This is a genomic window from Amycolatopsis methanolica 239, from assembly GCF_000739085.1.
In the GTDB taxonomy this organism is placed as follows: domain Bacteria; phylum Actinomycetota; class Actinomycetes; order Mycobacteriales; family Pseudonocardiaceae; genus Amycolatopsis_E; species Amycolatopsis_E methanolica.
In genome coordinates this window covers 7,056,231-7,074,252 of record NZ_CP009110.1, presented here as the reverse complement: position 1 = coordinate 7,074,252, position 18,022 = coordinate 7,056,231, and the positions used below count along the sequence as shown (strand labels likewise).

Sequence of the window (18,022 nt, the reverse complement as noted above, 5' to 3'; positions counted from 1 at the left end):
CCACCGTCACACTGACGTCACACTGTTGCCCCGTAGCCTCGGGCTGTCCAGGACCCGGACACGAGACAGATCGGACACGAAGAGTGAGCAGACCTGCGACCCAGGACCGAGCCGTGCCACCAGCGGGATCGCGCCGCCGTGGACGCCGCGCCCGCCGCATCGTCATCAGTCTCGTCGTGCTGCTCGCGCTCCTGGTCGGGGCCGATTTCGGGCTCGCCGCGTATGCCGAGCACGCGGTGTCGCAGAAGGCGCGCGAGCAGCTGAAGCTGAGCGACGACCCGTCCGTCACGATCCACGGTTTCCCGTTCACCACGCAGGCGATCGGCGGCGACTACGGGCACATCTCACTGTCCGCGTCCGGCGTGCCGATCAAGGACCTGCAGGACGTCGGTGTGACGGCCGACCTCTACGACGTCACAGCCCCGCTGTCCGACCTGGTCAACGGCAACACCGACGCGATCGACATCGGCCGCCTGGAGGCCCAGGTCACGATCAAGGCCAGCGACATCAACAAGGTGGACCCGCTGACCAAGGTCGACGACCTGCGGATCGAGCCGTCCAGCATCGAGTACGTCGAGACCGGCCAGGACGCCGACAGCGGCACCGACAGCGGCTCCGGTGGTGACCAGCAGGGCCAGGAGGGCACGACCGAGGACGAGCAGGACAAGTCCAGGGCGGGCGTCCGCATCTCCGGGTACGTGCAGATCGCGGGCCAGCAGCTGGAGATCTTCTGCTTCGCGATGATCGAACTACACGGCACGGCGATCGACATCGTGCCGAAGCGGCTGCAGTACGGGAATGACAAGGAGACGACCGTTGTTCCCGAAGCTGTGCAGCAAGCCCTGCTGCCGAACTTCAAGGCCACGATCGACACCGGCAACCTCCCGTTCGAGGTCACCCCGACGGCGGTACAGGTGAACAGCGGTTCGGTCACCATCAAGGGCGAGGCCAAGAACGTGAGGTTCAGCGGGGCGACCAGCTCTACCGGAGGGTGAGGCGCGGATGACGGGCGTGTGGGTCGTGCTCGGCACGCTGGTGGTCGCGGCCGTCGCAGGCGGGCTGCTCAAGGCGCGCAACGGGCGCGTCCGGGCGGCTCGCCGGGCGCCCGCGGCCGGGCTGCCCGAGCCGGTCGCCGCCGCGCTCGACACCGGCGCCAGCGTCACCCTGGTGCAGATCTCCACCACGTTCTGCACCCCGTGCCGGCACACCCGCGCCCTGCTCGGCCCGCTGGCCGAGCGCACCGACGGCCTGAACCACGTCGAGCTGGACGTGACGAACCAGCCGGAGGTCGCGCGGGCGCTGGGTGTGCTGCGCACGCCGACCACGATCGCCTACGGGTCCGACGGCACCGAGCTGCTGCGCGTCGGCGGCGTGCCGAAGGCTCCCGCGCTGCTGGAAGCCCTCGCGCCGCACCTCCCGGCGCGTGTGACGGATTGACACGCAGCCGGCTGCGCTGTTGGCGGCCGGCGCGCCTTCCCGCCCGTGACTGAGTGACGCGCCGCTGGCCGCACCGCCGGCAGCCCTCCCACCGCACCTCCTGCCGCGTGTGGCCGAGTGGCACACCGCTGACCTGGGCCGAATTTTTTTCTTGGATCGTGGGAATGCTCTCACTGGGTGGACGCCACTCCCACTTTCAGGGACGTCCGGGTAGCCTGACGCTCGTGTGCAGGCTGCCCCTCACTCTGCTGACGCAACGCCGCGCGGTCGACTTCTGCCGCGTGCGCAGCAGCCTGTGTCTGCCCTAGCGGGTCCGCCTCAGCCGTACCCGCTTCTCCCCCCGCCGGAAAAACCCATTCCGACGCGCGCTCACGCGCGCCCCGCCAGGGAGGTGACATGTCAGCAGGCCCAGCCGTAGACCCCCGTGGACCGCGCTTCGCGGCCGTCATCACGACCGTCGTGCTCGCGGTGGTCCTGATCACGGGTTGGTGGCCGCTGCTGGCCGTCCAGACGGTCGTGTTCGCGATCGGCGCGTTCATCGGCCTCAAGCCGGCCCCGTACTCGCTGCTCTACCGCTACCTCGTGGCGCCCCGGCTCGCGCCGACGTCCGAGCGGGAGGACGCGGCGCCGCTGCGGTTCGCCCAGGCGGTCGGGTTCGTGTTCGCGCTGGTCGGCACCGTCGGCTACGCCACCGGGGTCACGGCGCTCGGCATCGTCGCGACGGCGTTCGCGCTGTTCGCGGCGTTCCTCAACGCGGCCTTCAACTTCTGCCTCGGCTGCGAGATGTACCTCCTGATCCGGCGCGTCGCGCCGAGCCAGGCTTCCTGACAGTCCACCCACGAGAAGAAGAAAGCGAGAAGTGCTCTCATGAGCCGTGAAGACGTCCTGGTCACCACGCAGTGGGCCGAGGAGAACCTGAACACCCCCGGCGTGGTCTTCGCCGAGGTGGACGAGGACACCACCGCCTACGACGGTGGCCACATCCGCGGCGCGGTCAAGATCGACTGGAAGACCGAGCTGCAGGACCCGGTCCGCCGCGACTTCGTCGACAAGGCGGGCTTCGAGGCCCTCCTGTCGGAGAAGGGTATCTCCAACGACGACCTCGTCATCCTGTACGGCGGCAACAACAACTGGTTCGCCGCCTACGCGTACTGGTACTTCAAGCTGTACGGCCACGACAAGGTCAAGCTGCTCGACGGCGGCCGCAAGAAGTGGGAGCTGGACGGCCGCGAGCTGACCTCCGACGAGGTCAAGCGCGAGCGCACCAACTACGTCGCCAAGGAGCCGGACACCTCGATCCGCGCCTTCCGCGACGAGGTCGTCGACGCGATCGGCACCAAGAACCTGGTCGACGTCCGCTCGCCCGACGAGTTCTCCGGCAAGCTGGTGGCCCCGGCGCACCTGCCGCAGGAGTCGGCGCAGCGCGGCGGCCACATCCCGACGGCGCTGAACGTGCCGTGGGCTAAGACCGCGAACGAGGACGGCACCTTCAAGACCGCCGAGGAGCTCACCGAGCTCTACAACGAGGCGGGCCTGGACACGTCCAAGGCGACCATCGCCTACTGCCGCATCGGTGAGCGCTCCAGCCACACCTGGTTCGCGCTGCGCGAGCTGATCGGCCTCGAGGACGTGAAGAACTACGACGGTTCGTGGACCGAGTACGGCTCGCTGGTCGGCGTGCCGATCGAAACCGGAACGGGGAAGTGACGATGAGTGCTGACGGTTGCGGCGCGCCGGTCCAGACGGCGACGCCCGCGGACATCGACACGAACGGGCAGGTCGTGGTTGCCGGCAAGGTCGTCGGCGGCGACGGCCCGGTCGGCGGCGCCTACGTGCGCCTGCTGAACGGTGACGGCGACTTCGCGGGCGAAGTCCAGGCCTCCCCGGAGGGCGACTTCCGGTTCTACGCCGCGCCCGGCGCCTGGACGGTGCGTGCCCTGCACCGCTCCGGCAACGGCGAGGCCTCGGTGACCGCCGAGGGCCCCGGCCTGCACCAGGTCGCGATCTCGGTCGGCTGATTCCCGCCTCGACGGCCACCCCCGCGCACGCCGCGGGGGTGGCCGTCGTCGTACCCGGACGAACCCGGCGGCGGGCGTGGCGCTCACCACGCGGGTGCGGGGCGAGTGAACCCCCTGCCGGCGGCTATCCTGCTGGACGTGGAGATCCTGTTTACGACGCTGCTGGTGCTCGCCGGCATCGCGATCCTCTGGTTCACCGTGTACGTCGTCTACCGGCTGTACGCCGACCAGCGCTGACCGATGACATCCGGCGATGACGCCGTCGCAGCCGCCGCCGAACGGGCCGAGTCGACGCGCGGGCGCAACCTGCCGCAGTTCGACGACCTGCCGATCCCGGTGGACACCGCGAACCTGCGCGAGGGCGCGAACCTGAACGACGCCTGCCTGGCGCTGTTGCCGCTGGTCGGCGTGTGGCGCGGGGAGGGCGAGGTCAACTACCCGACCATCGAGGGGCCCCGGCGGATCGCGCAGCAGCTCACCATCGCGCACGACGGCCGCCCGTTCCTCTACCACGAGGCCCGCTCCTGGCTGCTCGACGACGACGGCAACGTGGTCCGCGCCGCCGCCCGCGAGGTCGGCTGGTGGCGCCCGCAGGCCGACGACACGCTCGAACTACTGCTGGCCCACAACACCGGCATCATCGAGGTCTTCTACGGCAAGCCGCGCACCCAGACGTCCTGGGAGCTGGGCACCGACGCGGTCGTGCGCACCTCCACGGCCAAGGAGGTCACCGGCGCGCAGCGGCTCTACGGTCTGGTCAACAACGGCGACCTCGGCTACGTCGAGGAGCGCGCGATGGTCGGCCAGCCCATGCAGCCGCACGTCTCGCTATACCTCAAGCGCGTAGTGGGCTAGCCCGCGTGCGCTGGCTGCGTTACGGCCCGGACGCCGCGCTCGTCGAGTGCGAGTCGCTGGCCGAGATGAGCGCCGTCCGTGCCGCTGTGGTCGCCGCGGGGCTGCCCGATCTCGTCGAGGTCGTGCCGGGTGCGCGCACCGTGCTGATCGCCGCGCGCCCGGGCTCCACGGGGCTCGCCGAAGCCCGCAGGTTCGTGGAATCGGCCGACCTGGACGGCGGGAACGGCGGCGAGCCGCGGGAGATCACCATCGACGTCCGCTACGACGGCGAGGACCTCGACCTGGTCGCGCGCACCGCGGGCATCACCGCCGCCGAGGTCGTCGAACTGCACACCGGCGCCACCTACACCGTCGCGTTCACCGGCTTCGCCCCCGGGTTCGGCTATCTCACCGGCCTGCCCGAACCGCTCCGCCAGTCGCGTTTGGACACTCCACGCACGCGCGTCCCGGCCGGGTCGGTCGCCATCGCGGGCGAGTTCACCGGCGTCTATCCGCGCTCGTCGCCCGGCGGGTGGCGCCTGCTCGGGCACACCGACGCCGTCCTGTTCGACAGCCGCGCCGAGCGGCCCGCCCTGCTCGCGCCCGGCGACCGCGTGCGGTTCCGGAGGATCGGGTGAGCCGCGCGCTGGAGGTCGTCGCGACCGGTCCGCTCGCGCTCGTGCAGGACCTCGGCCGCCCCGGGCACGCCCACCTCGGCGTGCCGCCGTCCGGCGCCCTCGACGTCCCGGCGCTGCGGCTGGCGAACCGGCTCGTCGGCAACCCGGAGGGCGCGGCCGGGATCGAGTCGCTGCTCGGCGGGCTCACCGTGACGGCCCGCGCGTCCTGCACGGTCGCGGTCACCGGCCCGCCGGTCGCGGTCGCCGTCGACGGCCGCCCGGCAGGCTCGCACGTGCCGGTCCACCTCGCCGCGGGGCAGGCCCTGAGCATCGGCCGTCCGGACACCGGCCTGCGCTGCTACCTCGCCGTCTCCGGCGGCATCGACGCCGAACCCGAGCTGGGCAGCCGGTCGCGCGACGTGCTGTCCGAGATCGGTCCGCCGCCACTGGAGCCGGGCGCCGTGCTGCCACTGGGCGCGCCGGCCGGGATCCCGGACGGCGCGGACACCGTCACCGCCCCGCCGAACCCGCCCGAGCTGGTCGTCCCGGTCGTCCTCGGCCCACGCGACGACTGGTTCGGCGACGCCGCCCACCAGCTGTCCGTGCCGTGGACGGTGACCAGCGAGTCCAACCGCGTCGGCCTGCGCGTGGACGGTCCGGCGCTGCGGCGCACCGACGCGCGCGAGGGCGAGGAGCTGCCCAGCGAGGGCGTGATCACCGGCGCGATCCAGGTGCCGCCGAACGGGCTGCCGGTGGTGTTCCTCGCCGACCACCCCACCACCGGTGGCTACCCGGTGATCGCCGTCGTCGTGCCGCGGGCGCTGCCCGCGCTCGCGCAGGCCCGGCCGGGCACGACGATCCGCTTCCGCCCCTACGCGTAGAGGGCTTCGTAGGCCTGCGCCAGCTCGGCGTGGATCGCCGAGGAGTCGCGCAGTGGCTGGTGGTCCAGGGTGTGCACGCGTGTCAGCTTCCGCACCGAGGACGCGAGGAACACCCCGTCGGCGCTGTGCAGGTCGGGGGTACGGACCATCTCGATCTTGGTCGACCAGCCCGCCCGCTCGGCGGCGCGGAACACCGCGGCCTGCGTGGTGCCGGGCAGGATGCCGATGCCGGCCGGCGGCGTGTAGAGCGTGCCGCCGCGCGCCACGATGACGTTCGAGGTCGGGCCCTCCAGCACGGAGTTCAAGTCGCTCGCGGTGAAAATCACGTCGTCCGCGCCGCGGCGGGCGGCCTCCCGCACGGCGGCCATGTTGACCGCGTAGGACAGCGACTTGGCGCCCAGCAGCAGCCACGGCGCGCGCTCGGCCAGCCCCGGGTCGATGCCGCGTTCCAGGGTCACCACGGCGACCCCCTCTTCGCGGGCGCGCAACACCTTCGGGTCGATTTCGATCCCGAGCGCGAAGGCCGTCGGCTCGCCCTCGGGGTCGGTTCCGCGGGTGTACACGAGCTTCAGCGCGAACTCGCGGCTGCCGGACCAGTTGTCGATCACGGCCTGCGTGGCCCGCTGCCACGCAGCGTCGTCCGGCTCCGGCAGGTCCAGCATGGACGCCGACCGCGCCATCCGGTCCAGGTGCGGGCGCAACTCGCGTGCCTTCCCGTCGGCTACCAGGACCGTTTCGAAGACGCCGTCGCCGCGCATCAGGCCGAGGTCTTCGACCCGGATGTGCGGTTCGTCCGGATCGGCCAGGTTCCCGTTCAGGAAAGCGAGTACGCGCATGCGGTCACCGTACTCACCTAACATCGGGGTATGCCGCTCGTTTCTCCGCTCCTCGCCGCGCCGGGCGCCATCGCGCCGCCGGACGACCACCCCGAGCAGGGCGTGCCCTGGCACTGGGGCGACCCGTTCGCCGAGCAGCGCACCGCCGCGCGCAGCGTCGCCGTCGTCGACCGCTCGCACCGCGAGGTGCTGGAGGTGACCGGCCCGGAGCGGTTGTCCTGGCTGCACCTGGTGATCTCGCAGCACGTCACCGAGCTGGCCGAGGGCACCGGCACCGAGGCGCTGGTGCTGGACAGCCAGGGGCACGTCGACACGCACATGGTCCTCGCGCACGTCGGGGACGCCGTGTACCTGGACACCGACCCGGGGCCGGAGGCAACCAGCGCGCTGCCCAAGGGCGGCAAGCAGACCCTGCGCGAGTACCTCGAAGCGATGAAGTTCTGGTCCCAGGTGGAGATCGAGGACGTCAGCGACGAGCTGGCGATCCTCACCGTGCTCGGCCCCGAAGCCGGCCGGGTGCTGTCCGCTTTGGACATCGAACTGGGCGTCGAGCCGTACTCCGTCGTGCCGGTAGGCCGTGGCTTCGCCCGGCGCATGCCCTGGCCCGGACGGTCCAGCGTGGACCTCGCCGTGCCGCGCGGCGAGCTGGCCGACTGGTGGCGCCGCATCACCGACGCGGGCGCCCGCCCGGCGGGCACGTGGGCGTTCGACGCGTTGCGGGTCGAGTCGCTGCGGCCGCGGCTGGGCGTGGACACCGATGCGAAGACGATCCCGCACGAGGTGAATTGGATCGGCAGCGCCGCGCACGTCGCCAAGGGCTGCTACCGCGGGCAGGAGACCGTGGCGAAGGTGTTCAACGTCGGCCGCCCGCCGCGCCGGATGGTGCTGCTGCACCTGGACGGCTCGCCGGAGATCTACCCGGAGACCGGGGACCCGGTGAAACTCGGTGAGCGCGTCGTCGGGCGGGTCGGCAGCGTCGCGCAGCACCACGAGCTGGGGCCGATCGCGCTGGCCCTGGTCAAGCGGTCCGCCCCGATCGACGCTGAGCTGCTCGCCGGGGACGAGGACCGGGTCGTGCAGGCCGCGGTCGACCCCGATTCGGTGCCCGCCGAGGGCGCCGCGCCGGGCCGGGAGGCCGCTGCTCGCCTGCGCGGGTGATAGCGCACCCGCTCTGGCGCCCGGGCCCGGCATGGAGCACTATGTCCCGGTGATCGAAGTCCGGCCGGGCGGACGCCGTCGCATCGACCGTGTCCTGGACCCCGCCTACGTGCGGGGCCTCGCCGACCTGTCGCTCGGGCAGCTGCGTGAGCGCCGGGACGAGGCTGCCCAGGAGGAGACCGATCTCTCCTACCTGCGGCGGCTGCTGCACGCGCGGATCGACATCGTGCGGGCCGAGCAGGAGCGGCGGCGCTCCGGCGGCGAGAGCATCGTGGACCAGCTCGCCACGATCCTGTCCGACAACGCGCTGCGCCCGGCACGCGGTTCGGGCCGGTACCAGCAGCTGGAGCCCTCCCGCGCAGGCGAGTACCGGCGCCAGGCCGAGGCGCTGGTGGGCAACGCCGACCTGACCGACGTGGGCGCGCTCTCCGACGAGAAGCTGGCCGCGACCCTCGACGACTACCGGGGCGAGGAGGCGTCGGTGTCGCAGCGCCGTCGCGAGGTGCAGGCCGTGGTGGACCAGCTGAACGCCGAGATCGCTGCCCGCTACGCGAAGGGCTCGGCCAACGTGGACGACCTGCTGGCCGCGGAGCGGGCGGACGACGTCTGAACCGGCGTCAGCGTTCGTTGACGAACGGGCTCTCCGGCTTCTCGCTGGTGTTGAGGGTCGTGCCCCAGTACTGGACCCAGATCTCCTTGCCCTCGGGCAGGTTGTGCTTGCCTCGCTGGCCCGGTGGGACACGCAGCTGCCGCTGCCCGTGGAGACCTTCATCGAGTACCGCGGGTCGGTGCCGACCCAGACGTCGGCATAGGCCGCCTTCCCGTTCGCGGACGTGTCGCAGACGGAGATGACGTCGCCGTATTCCTCGACGTAGACGACGACTCCGGTGCTCCGGAAGGTGTGATCCCAGCTGCGGCCAGGCGGATCGACGGTCGCGGAGGCGCTTCCGGTGGTGGCGAGGACTGCCGCCGTGGTGAACGCGACGGTGGCCGCGGTGAGCTGAGCGATTCGCATGGGCATCCCCTAGGTTTCGCAAGCGTTGCAAAACCTGGCGCCGGGAGCTGACGCCTTCCGATCATCGCAGTCCTGGCGGTAGCTGCTCGCCCGGGTGATCAGTACTGGTCAGGTACGGTGCGTCCTAGTTGAAGTGCTCGCGGGCGGCCAGCTCGCTCCAGTAGTCGCGCAGGTCGGTGAACAGCTCGGCGATCTGTTCGATATCGCCGGAACGCAGGGCGTCCATGATGCTGTGCACCTCCTCCGCGCTGGTGTCCGACTCCAGCACCGGGTCGGCGATCAGCTGCACCAGCCCGCCGTAGTCCAGCTCGACCGCCGACGCCGGGTCGAAGTTCGTCAGCCACCGGGCGGTCTCCGCGAGGATCCGCGCCGGGCCGGAGTCGCCGAGGGTCTCCTCCACCAGCTCCCGCGCCTCGGCCACCCGCTGGGTCGCGTCGCCCATCGCCACGCGCCAGGAGACCTCGCGTTCCGGGTCGTCCGGGCCCGAGCCCAGGTTCAGCCTGCGGTGCTTCGGGTCGACCAGCGCGAACCAGGGCAGCGGCACGGTCCAGGTGGTGGACAGGACGTGCACGGCGGCCTGCGGCAGGTCGCCGAGCGCCGAGCTGGCCCTGGCCTTCAGCTTCTCCTCGCTCACCCCGGCCGAGTCGATCACCGCGGCGTGCAGCGACGGGTGCGCGTCGCCGAGGAAGCTCACCAGCGCCGCGGCCGAGCGGGCCCGCACCTCAAGTGGGCACACGAGCGGGCCGGGCCCGACCTTCGCGCCGGTGTCGGTGGGGACCTCGGCCGGATCGAGCACCAGCACGTCGGAGTTCGGCAGCGCCCGCCCGCCGGGCAGCTCGCCGGGCAGCAGCCGGACGGGGCTGGTGGTCTGTGACTTCAGCCACATGAGCTGTTCCCGCTCGGCGGCGGCCGCGCGGCTCAGCTGGGCCTGTTCGACGGCTTTGCGCAGCCCCGCGGGGGGAGGGTCGCCGAACGCGGACAGGGGCTCGTACACCCGGAGGTAGGCCACGAACGGTCGGAGCACCGTTGAATCGTGGCACGTCGCCGCCCGGTAGCGACCACCGACCGGCGCAATCCCGGACACTGTCGTGACAAGCACACGAAGCCACGTCGCATTGGACCCCTCGGACAGGGTACGGTGTCACCAGGAACCAATTGTCGAGACGATGCGGGGCCGCCGATTCCCCCGGCCGCCCCGTTCCCTGTGCGAGGGGGTCGAGCCATGGGGCGCGGCCGGGCCAAGGCCAAGCAGACGAAGGTGGCGCGAGAGCTCAAGTACAGCACTCCCGACACAGATTTCGCTGCGCTTCAGCGCGAGCTGTCAGGACAGTCCTCCAATTCTCATCCTCGTGAAGAGGACGAGAAGTACGAGGACCCGTACGACCCGTACGCCGACGAGTACGACGACTACCGTCGTTGACGTCTGACCAGCACACGAGGGTGGGTCCGGCCGTGACCGGAACCCGCCCTCGTGTGCTGTGTCATGCGTCGTCGGGCGCCGGAACTGGAGAGGTGCGATGGCGGACATCCAGCGAGTAGGCGTGGTCGGAGCCGGTTTGATGGGCTCCGGGATCGCCGAGGTGCACGCGCGTGCGGGTGCGGACGTGACGATCACCGAGGTGAACCAGCCGGCGCTCGACGCCGGTCGCGCGCGCATCGAGAAGTCGCTGCAGCGGGCGGTCAAGGCGGGCAAGCTGAGCGCCGAGGACGCCGACGCGGCGCTCGGGCGGCTCACCTTCACCACCGACATCGCCTCCTTCGCCGACCGCGACCTCGTGATCGAGGCCGTGATCGAGCAGGAGCAGGCGAAGGTCGAGGTGTTCCGCTCGCTCGACAAGATCGTCGAGCGGCCGGACGCGGTGTTCGCGTCCAACACCTCATCCATCCCGATCATGAAGCTGGGCATGGCGACGAGCCGTCCGCAGCAGGTGATCGGCATCCACTTCTTCAACCCGGTCCCGGTGCTGCCGCTGGTCGAGCTGGTGCCGTCGCTGCTGACCGGCGAGGACACCGTGAAGCGCGCGGACGAGCACGTGACCGGCTCGCTCGGCAAGACGGTGATCCGGTCGCAGGACCGCGCCGGGTTCATCGTGAACGCGCTGCTCGTGCCGTACCTGCTGTCGGCGATCCGGATGATCGAGTCGGGCTTCGCCTCGGCCGAGGACATCGACCGCGGCATGGAGCTGGGCACCGCGCACCCGATGGGTCCGCTGCGCCTGTCCGACCTGATCGGGCTGGACACGATCAAGGCGATCGCGGAGTCGATGTACGAGGAGTTCAAGGAGCCCCTCTACTCGCCGCCGCCCCTGCTGCTGCGCATGGTCGACGCCGGGCTGCTCGGCAAGAAGAGCGGCCGCGGCTTCTACTCCTACTTCTGATCGTGGACGAACCGCTGCGCGTCGGGCTGGTCGGCGCGGGTCCGTGGGCCCGCACCGTGCACGCGCCCGGCCTGGCCGACCACCCGTCGACGCGGTTGAGCGCGGTGTTCACGCGCCGCGAGGAGGCCGCCCGGGAGCTGGCGCAGCCGTACGACGCGGAGGTGTGCACCAGCCTGGACGACCTGCTCGGCCAGGTCGACGCCGTCGCCTTCGCGGTGCCGCCGTCGACGCAGGCCGAGCTGGCGGTCGAGGCGGCCAAGGCGGGCAAGCACGTCATCTTGGAGAAGCCGATCGCCGCGGACGTCGCGGGCGCCGAGCGGCTGGCCGACGCCGTGGCAGGCGCGGGCGTGGCGAGCCTGGTGATGCTGACCCTGCGCTACGCTACCGCGACGCGGGACTGGCTGGCCGGTCTCGCCGCGGCGGGCGGCTGGACCGGCGGTGGCGTGCGGTGGCTGTCCGGCGGTCTGCTCGGCGGCGCGTACGCGGCTTCGCCGTGGCGGCAGGCGGACGGCGGCACGCTGGCCGACGTCGGGCCGCACGCCTTCGACCTGCTCGACGCCGCGCTCGGCACGATCGAGCGGGTGCGCTCGGCGCACCGCGGGCCCAACGACCTGTGGCACGTCGTCTTCGAGCACGCGGGTGGCGCGCTGAGCTCGGCCACGTTGTCGTTGCGGCTGCCGATGCGGCCGACGGTCGTCGAGTTCGCCGTGTACGGCGAGCACGGCTACCGCACGCTGGGCCGCAAGGAGGGTGGCGCCGCCCAGTCCTACACCGCGATGCTGGACGACTTCGCGGCGATGGTCGACACGGGCACCACGTCCCACCCGTGCGACGCGCACCGCGGCCTGCACATCCAGCGGCTGCTGGACAGCGCCCTGTCACTCGCGCGTTAACACACGATCCCGGCAAGGACCGGGAGGGTGACCGGCGCGTCGAGAAGATCACCGCAAAGTGCACCCCTTCGGACCTGCCGTTTTCCCGGCCCGCTGCGAAGATCGTTTGCAGGTGGGGAAGGGGATTCGTGTGGGGATTCTGGTCTCGAGCTTCGGGGTGCTGGCCCCGGTCACGATCATCGCCGGTCCGTTCGCCCTGTTCGCGTGGCGGTTCCTGGCCCGTCGGCGGAGCCGGACCAGGCCGATGTGGGTCGCCGCGTCGACCGCCGGGATCGACGTCGGCGTCGTCCTGCTCGCCGCGCTGGTGCTGGCGCTCACCATGATCCCGGTCGGTGCGAGCCGGACCAGCTCGCTGCACCTGGTGCCGGGCTCGGACATCCTGACCGAGTTCACCGACGACGGCGCGCTGTGGCAGATCGCCGGGAACCTGCTGCTGCTGGCCCCGCTCGGCGCGCTGCTGCCGCTGCGGCTGGCCCGCCTGCACTCCGTCGCGCGGGTGGCGTGGGCCGCGCTGGCCGCGTCCGCGGCGATCGAGCTGACCCAGTTCGTCCTGCACCTCGGCCGCGTGACCTCCACCGACGACGTCCTGCTGAACACCCTGGGCGCGGCGGCCGGAGCCACCCTGAGCTGCGGCTGGATGCGGGATCGCGAGGTGCTCGGGATCCCCGCGCCGCGTCAGTCCGCGCCCGGCAAGCGCGCGGTGGGGGTCTGAGGCTCCCCGGCCATCGCGGCGACACGTTCGGCGAGCCGGGCCGCCGCCTCGCGCAGCTCCGGCGGTTCCAGGATCTCCGCCTCGTAGCCCAGCCGGGCGACGTGCACGGCCAGCCATTCCAGCTGGTCACCGCCGGCGACGAGCAGACACCACCCGTCCCGGTCCTCCTCGACGCGCCCGACCTGCGGTGGCACCAGGTCCCGCACCTCCTCGGCGCTGGCCCGCAGGCGCACCTTGGCGAGGTAGCGGTACGGTGCGGCGCTGACCGACCGCTGCACGTACGCCACCGGGTCGGGGTGCTCCCGTGGCCGGAAGCGCCAGGTCGTGGCCGTCACCTCGCGCATCCGGTCCAGCCGGAAGGTGCGCCAGTCGTCGCGGTCGAGGTCCCAGGCCATCAGGTACCAGCGGCGGTTGGTGGCGACCATGCGCACGGGCTCGACCGTGCGCTCGCGGTCCTCACTGCCCCGGCTGGAGTACCGGAACCGCACCCGCACCGCGTCCCGGCACGCGCGGGCGAGCGTGACCAGCAGTTCCGCGTCGATCTCGATGCCGGCGACGAGCGTCTCGGTGGCACCGTGCACCGCCCGCACCTCGGCGCGCAGCCGCGGCGGCATGACCTGGTCGAGCTTTGCGAGTGCCCGCAGCGCCGCGTCGCCGGCCCCGGCGACCGTGCCGCCGGAGGCCAGCCGGAGCGACACCGCGGTCGCGATGGCCTCTTCGTCGTCGAGGAGCAGCGGCGGCAGCCGGGTGCCCGCGCCGAGCTGGTAGCCGCCGCCGACGCCCGCCGTGGCGTGCACCGGGTAGCCGACGGCGCGCAGCCGCTCCACGTCCCGGCGCACCGAGCGGTCGGTGACGCCCAGTTCGGCGGCGAGTTCGGTGGCGGTCCAGGACGGCCGCCGCTGCAGCAGCGCCAGCAGCCGCAAGACCCGCTCGACGGTGGCTTCCACGCTCATGCCGGAATGGTTCCACAGATCGCGGAACGATTCTGTCCGCTATTGGTTGCATGCTTGTCCCCATGAACCTGAACCGACTGCTCCGCGACCAGATCGACTGGCACTGGACCAACCAGCTGCGCGACCGCCTCGCCGGGCTCACCGACGACGAGTACTTCTGGGAACCCGCGCCGGGCAGCTGGAACGTGCGCCCGCGTGGCACCGGCACCGCGCCGGTGCAGGCCGGTTCCGGGGCGGTGACCATCGACTTCGCGTTCCCGGAGCCCGACCCCGCCCCGATCACGACGATCTCGTGGCGCCTCGGGCACGTGATCGTCGGCGTGCTCGCGATGCGCAACGCCGCCCACTTCGGCCGCACCCCCACCGACTACCAGTCGTTCGAGTACGCGCCGACCGCCGACGAGGCGCTGGCCCAGTTCGACGCCGAATACGCGATGTGGATGAAGGGTGTGGAGTCGCTCGGCGAAGACGCCCTCGCGCGCCCGTGCGGCGAGGTCGAGGGGCCGTACGCCGAGTGGCCGATGGCGGCGCTGGTCCTGCACATCAACCGCGAGCTGATCCACCACCTGTCCGAAGTGTCCCTGCTCCGCGACCTGTACCTGCACACCCGGATCCGCCAGGAGGCGAACTGACATGGCCCGCGAAATCCAGGTCACCTTCGACTGCGCCGACCCGGCCGCGGTCTCCGCGTTCTGGGCCGAGGCCCTCGGCTACGAGCTGCAGGCCCCGCCCGCCGGGTTCGACTCGTGGGACCAGGCGCTGGAGGCGATGGGCGTGCCGCCGGAGCGGCGCAACGACGCCTCCGCCGTGGTCGCCCCCGACGGCAAGGGCCCACGGCTGTTCTTCCAGAAGGTGCCGGAGGGCAAGACGGTGAAGAACCGGGTGCACCTCGACGTGCGCGCGGCCCCCGGCCTCCAGGGCGACGAGCGGATGGCGGCGCTGGAAGCGGAAGCCGAGCGGCTGAGAGCCCACGGCGCGAAGCGCATCCACCGCCACGAGCCGGCGCCGCCGATGGCGTTCGGGCACATCGTCATGGCCGACATCGAGGGCAACGAGTTCTGCCTGGACTAGCTGTGGACCACCACAGCAGGGTGGCCGGCTCACCGCAGTCACCGGGCCTACGACGTTCCTAGCGACAGACCTAGTCGTCGAACCTGCCGCGGCGGCCGCGCTTGACGTCGCCCCGCCGCTTCTTCGCCGCCAGCCGTCGCTCCTTGGCGCCGCGCGACGGTTTGGTGGGGCGGCGCGGCGGCGGGGGTGGCGCGGCCGCGGCGCGCAGGACCGCCACCAGCCGCTCGCGCGCGGCCTCGCGGTTGGCCAGCTGCGCGCGGTGCTCGCTGGCCGCGATCGTCAGCACCCCGTCGACCAGGCGCGACCGCAACCGCTCCAGCAGCCGCGGCCGCAGGTCGTCCGGGACTGACGGCGACCGGGCCACGTCGAACGACAGCTCGACCCGTGAGTCCGTGGTGTTCACGCCCTGACCACCAGGCCCGGATGACCGGGAGAACCGTTCGCGCAGCTCCGCGGCCGGGATCACCAGCCGCCGGGAAACCTGCAGGTCAGAACCGGGGGTGGTCACCGGTCAGCACCGCGCGCGGGGCCTCGGTGTCCTCGGTCGTGCGGATCTCGCCCAGTACCCACGCCGGCACGTGTCGTGCGGTCAGCACGGCCAGCGCCCGGTCGACGTCCTCGGAGCCGACCACCGCGACCATGCCGACGCCCATGTTGAACGTCTTCTCCATCTCGGCCCGCTCGACCTTGCCGCGCTGCTGGATCAACGCGAACACGGGCGCCGGCGTCCACGTGCTCCGCTCCAGCTCGGCGCGCAGCCCGGCCGGGATGACCCGCGCCAGGTTGGCCTCCAGCCCGCCGCCGGTGATGTGCGCGAACGTGCGCACGTCGGCCTCGGCGGCCAGCGCCAGGCAGTCCTTGGCGTAGATCCGGGTCGGCTCGAGCATCTCCTCACCGAGGGTGCGGCCGAACTCCTCGACGTGCCCCTCCAGCGGCATCCGCGCGATCTCCAGCAGCACGTGCCTGGCCAGCGAGTAACCGTTGGAGTGCAGCCCGGACGCGCCCATGCCGATGACCACGTCACCGGGGCGCACGCGCTCCGGCCCGAGCACCTCGGACGCCTCGACCACGCCGACCCCGGTGGCCGAGATGTCGTAGTCGTGCTCGCCCATCAGGCCGGGGTGCTCGGCGGTCTCGCCGCCCAGCAACGCGCAGCCCGCCTGGACGCAGCCCTCGGCGATGCCCGCGACCAGCGCGGCGATCTTCTCCGGCACGACCCGGCCGACGGCGATGTAGTCCTGCAGGAACAGCGGCTCGGCGCCGGTGACGACCAGGTCGTCCACGACCATCGCGACGAGGTCGATGCCGACCGTGTCGTGCTTGTCGAGCGCCTGCGCGACCGCGATCTTCGTGCCGACGCCGTCGGTGGACGACGCGAGCACCGGCTCCTTCCACCGGTCCAGCTTGAGGGAGAACAACCCGGCGAACCCGCCGACCCCGCCAAGCACCTCGGGCCTGCTCGCGCGCTCCGCGTGCGGTTTCAGCAGCTCGACCGCCTGGTCACCGGCTTCGATGTCGACGCCGGCTGCGGCATAGGTTGCGCTCGTGGACTCGCTCACGGCAAGCGGACTCCTGAACTCGACTGGGCTCACGGACGCCGGACGGCATCCTCAGCACCGTACCCGGCCTGGGTGACGGTCCTGGCATCCGCCGGGTCGAGCCCTTCCAGCACGTACTTGCCGATCAGCGCGTCGTCCGGCAGCGGAATCGGGTACTGGCCGTCGAAGCAGGCCGTGCACAGCCGGGTCTTCGGCTGCTCGGACGCGGCGACCAGGCTGTCCAGCGACACGTAGCCCAGCGAGTCGGCGCCGATGAGGCGCCGGATGCCCTCCAGGTCGGCGCCGTTGGCCACCAGCTCGGCCCGGGATGCGAAGTCGATGCCGTAGAAGCACGGCCAGCGCACCGGCGGCGACGCGATCCGGACGTGCACCTCGAGCGCGCCCGCCTCGCGCAGCATCCGCACCAGGGCGCGCTGGGTGTTGCCGCGGACGATCGAGTCGTCCACCACGACCAGCCGCTTGCCCCGGATCACGTCGCGCAGCGGGTTCAGCTTGAGGCGGATGCCCAGCTGGCGGATGGTCTGCGAGGGCTGGATGAACGTGCGGCCGACGTAGCCGTTCTTGACCAGGCCCTGGCCGTACGGGATGCCGCTGGCCTGCGCGTACCCGATCGCCGCGGGGGTGCCGGACTCAGGCACCGGGATGACCAGGTCGGCCTCGACCGGGTTCTCCGCGGCCAGCCGCTTGCCGATGTCCACGCGGGTGGCGTGCACGCTGCGGCCGGCGATGGAGGTGTCCGGCCGGGCCAGGTAGACGTACTCGAACACGCAGCCCTTGGGCTCCGGGCTGGCGAAGCGCGAGGACCGCAGGCCCTCGCCGTCGATCGCGATCAGCTCGCCCGGCTCGACCTCGCGGACGAACGACGCGCCGACGATGTCCAGCGCCGCGGTCTCGCTCGCGACGACCCAGCCGCGCTCCAGCCTGCCGAGCACCAGCGGGCGCACGCCGTGCGGGTCGCGGGCGGCGTAGAGCGTCGACTCGTCGGCGAAGACCAGGCAGAACGCGCCGCGCAGGGTGGGCAGCAGGTCCAGCGCGGCGGCCTCGGTGCCCTTGTCCGCGGCGGCGTCCGCGAGCAGGCCGACGACCAGGTCGGAGTCGCTGGAGGAGCCGGTCAGCTCGCGGTGCGGCTTGAGGCCCGCGGCGCGGGTGCGGTCCCGCAGCTCGGCGGTGTTGACCAGGTTGCCGTTGTGGGCGAAGGAGATGCCGCTGCCGGTCGCCGTGTGGCGGAACATCGGCTGGGCGTTCTCCCAGGTCGAGGACCCGGTGGTGGAGTACCGGCAGTGCCCGACCGCGATGTGCCCCTGCAGCGAGGAGAGCACCTGCTCGTCGAACACCTGGCTGACCAGTCCGAGGTCCTTGAAGACCACGATCTGCTTGCCGTCCGAGACCGAGATGCCGGCGGCTTCTTGCCCACGGTGCTGGAGCGCGTACAGGCCGTAATAGGCCATCTTCGCGACTTCTTCACCGGGGGCCCAGACACCGAAGACACCGCACTCTTCTCGCGGTTCGCGCTCGGGCTGGTCGTCGATGTGGTGGGAAACCACGAAAGTGCTCCCTGGAGACGAGGGCAGGCCTACTCAAGTGTAGGTCGTGGACGATCGAAGTGACGCCCAGTGGTCAGTGGCGCTGGCCACTGACCACCGGGCGCCGACTTCCCCTC

General features: G+C 71.9%; 22 protein-coding genes. 16 read left to right on the top strand and 6 right to left on the bottom strand.

Annotation, left to right across the window (positions count from 1 at the left end):
- Positions 1 to 113: 113 nt before the first annotated feature.
- From AMETH_RS34620 to AMETH_RS34585, 8 genes are all read left to right on the top strand, one after another.
- Positions 114 to 995: an LmeA family phospholipid-binding protein gene (locus AMETH_RS34620; protein WP_167345532.1), complete on the top strand. Its 882-nt coding sequence runs from the start codon at positions 114 to 116 to the stop codon at positions 993 to 995.
- Positions 996 to 1,002: 7 nt separating this feature from the next.
- Positions 1,003 to 1,437: a TlpA family protein disulfide reductase gene (locus AMETH_RS34615; protein ID WP_017985786.1), complete on the top strand. Its 435-nt coding sequence runs from the start codon at positions 1,003 to 1,005 to the stop codon at positions 1,435 to 1,437.
- Between the two features lie 396 nt (positions 1,438 to 1,833).
- On the top strand, positions 1,834 to 2,265 hold the full coding sequence (locus AMETH_RS34610) for a DUF4395 domain-containing protein (RefSeq protein WP_026153632.1): 432 nt from the start codon (positions 1,834 to 1,836) through the stop codon (positions 2,263 to 2,265).
- A 39-nt stretch (positions 2,266 to 2,304) separates the two neighbouring features.
- Entirely contained in the window at positions 2,305 to 3,144 is an 840-nt protein-coding gene (locus AMETH_RS34605; RefSeq protein WP_017985784.1) for a sulfurtransferase, read from the top strand.
- Positions 3,145 to 3,146: 2 nt separating this feature from the next.
- On the top strand, positions 3,147 to 3,455 hold the full coding sequence (locus AMETH_RS34600) for a DUF1416 domain-containing protein (RefSeq protein ID WP_026153631.1): 309 nt from the start codon (positions 3,147 to 3,149) through the stop codon (positions 3,453 to 3,455).
- A gap of 240 nt (positions 3,456 to 3,695) precedes the next feature.
- Positions 3,696 to 4,310, top strand: coding sequence for a heme-binding beta-barrel domain-containing protein (locus AMETH_RS34595; protein ID WP_017985781.1), 615 nt, complete (start codon positions 3,696 to 3,698; stop codon positions 4,308 to 4,310).
- Positions 4,311 to 4,315: 5 nt separating this feature from the next.
- Entirely contained in the window at positions 4,316 to 4,927 is a 612-nt protein-coding gene (locus AMETH_RS34590; protein ID WP_017985780.1) for a 5-oxoprolinase subunit B family protein, read from the top strand.
- A complete protein-coding gene (locus AMETH_RS34585; protein WP_017985779.1) occupies positions 4,924 to 5,787 on the top strand; it encodes a 5-oxoprolinase subunit C family protein in 864 nt (287 codons plus the stop codon). The genes AMETH_RS34590 and AMETH_RS34585 overlap by 4 nt, the downstream gene beginning before the upstream one ends.
- Here the strand turns inward: AMETH_RS34585 and AMETH_RS34580 are convergent.
- Positions 5,778 to 6,623: an aminodeoxychorismate lyase gene (locus AMETH_RS34580; protein WP_017985778.1), complete on the bottom strand. Its 846-nt coding sequence runs from the start codon at positions 6,621 to 6,623 to the stop codon at positions 5,778 to 5,780. The genes AMETH_RS34585 and AMETH_RS34580 overlap by 10 nt on opposite strands.
- Positions 6,624 to 6,653: 30 nt before the next feature.
- Between AMETH_RS34580 and ygfZ the strand changes: the two genes are divergently transcribed.
- The gene (gene ygfZ, locus AMETH_RS34575) at positions 6,654 to 7,781 is read left to right on the top strand and encodes a CAF17-like 4Fe-4S cluster assembly/insertion protein YgfZ (protein WP_017985777.1); all 1,128 of its coding nucleotides are present in this window, start codon (positions 6,654 to 6,656) and stop codon (positions 7,779 to 7,781) included.
- Between the two features lie 49 nt (positions 7,782 to 7,830).
- Positions 7,831 to 8,391 carry an RsiG family protein gene (locus AMETH_RS34570; protein WP_026153630.1) on the top strand — a complete coding sequence of 187 codons (561 nt, stop codon included), beginning with the start codon at positions 7,831 to 7,833 and terminating at the stop codon, positions 8,389 to 8,391.
- Positions 8,392 to 8,920: 529 nt separating this feature from the next.
- On the opposite strand, the gene AMETH_RS34565 is transcribed toward AMETH_RS34570, so the two are convergent.
- Positions 8,921 to 9,820, bottom strand: coding sequence for a DUF8083 family protein (locus AMETH_RS34565; protein WP_017985774.1), 900 nt, complete (start codon positions 9,818 to 9,820; stop codon positions 8,921 to 8,923).
- 198 nt (positions 9,821 to 10,018) lie between these two features.
- On the opposite strand from AMETH_RS34565, the gene AMETH_RS34560 reads away from it, so the two are divergent.
- From AMETH_RS34560 to AMETH_RS34545, 4 genes are all read left to right on the top strand, one after another.
- Positions 10,019 to 10,216 (top strand): DUF3073 domain-containing protein, encoded by a 198-nt coding sequence (locus AMETH_RS34560; protein WP_017985773.1) that lies wholly within the window; start codon positions 10,019 to 10,021, stop codon positions 10,214 to 10,216.
- A gap of 97 nt (positions 10,217 to 10,313) precedes the next feature.
- Positions 10,314 to 11,174 (top strand): 3-hydroxybutyryl-CoA dehydrogenase, encoded by an 861-nt coding sequence (locus tag AMETH_RS34555; RefSeq protein WP_081617637.1) that lies wholly within the window; start codon positions 10,314 to 10,316, stop codon positions 11,172 to 11,174.
- Positions 11,175 to 11,176: 2 nt separating this feature from the next.
- Positions 11,177 to 12,067 carry a Gfo/Idh/MocA family protein gene (locus AMETH_RS34550; protein WP_017985771.1) on the top strand — a complete coding sequence of 297 codons (891 nt, stop codon included), beginning with the start codon at positions 11,177 to 11,179 and terminating at the stop codon, positions 12,065 to 12,067.
- A gap of 130 nt (positions 12,068 to 12,197) precedes the next feature.
- A complete protein-coding gene (locus AMETH_RS34545) occupies positions 12,198 to 12,779 on the top strand; it encodes a VanZ family protein (protein ID WP_017985770.1) in 582 nt (193 codons plus the stop codon).
- On the opposite strand, the gene AMETH_RS34540 is transcribed toward AMETH_RS34545, so the two are convergent.
- A complete protein-coding gene (locus AMETH_RS34540; protein ID WP_017985769.1) occupies positions 12,743 to 13,732 on the bottom strand; it encodes a helix-turn-helix transcriptional regulator in 990 nt (329 codons plus the stop codon). The two genes, AMETH_RS34545 and AMETH_RS34540, sit on opposite strands and share 37 nt — an antisense overlap.
- Positions 13,733 to 13,794: 62 nt before the next feature.
- On the opposite strand from AMETH_RS34540, the gene AMETH_RS34535 reads away from it, so the two are divergent.
- Together AMETH_RS34535 and AMETH_RS34530 are read left to right on the top strand one after the other, a co-directional pair.
- Entirely contained in the window at positions 13,795 to 14,364 is a 570-nt protein-coding gene (locus AMETH_RS34535) for a DinB family protein (protein WP_017985768.1), read from the top strand.
- A 1-nt stretch (position 14,365) separates the two neighbouring features.
- The gene (locus AMETH_RS34530; protein WP_017985767.1) at positions 14,366 to 14,803 is read left to right on the top strand and encodes a VOC family protein; all 438 of its coding nucleotides are present in this window, start codon (positions 14,366 to 14,368) and stop codon (positions 14,801 to 14,803) included.
- A gap of 70 nt (positions 14,804 to 14,873) precedes the next feature.
- Here the strand turns inward: AMETH_RS34530 and arfB are convergent, their stop codons facing one another.
- The 3 genes from arfB to purF are packed head-to-tail and all read right to left on the bottom strand — an operon-like array spanning position 14,874 to position 17,906.
- On the bottom strand, positions 14,874 to 15,311 hold the full coding sequence (arfB, locus tag AMETH_RS34525) for an alternative ribosome rescue aminoacyl-tRNA hydrolase ArfB (protein WP_017985766.1): 438 nt from the start codon (positions 15,309 to 15,311) through the stop codon (positions 14,874 to 14,876).
- Positions 15,292 to 16,362, bottom strand: a complete 1,071-nt coding sequence (gene purM, locus AMETH_RS34520; RefSeq protein ID WP_017985765.1) for a phosphoribosylformylglycinamidine cyclo-ligase — start codon at positions 16,360 to 16,362, stop codon at positions 15,292 to 15,294. The genes arfB and purM overlap by 20 nt, the downstream gene beginning before the upstream one ends.
- A 29-nt stretch (positions 16,363 to 16,391) precedes the next feature.
- A complete protein-coding gene (purF, locus tag AMETH_RS34515) occupies positions 16,392 to 17,906 on the bottom strand; it encodes an amidophosphoribosyltransferase (protein ID WP_017985764.1) in 1,515 nt (504 codons plus the stop codon).
- Positions 17,907 to 18,022: the final 116 nt, after the last annotated feature.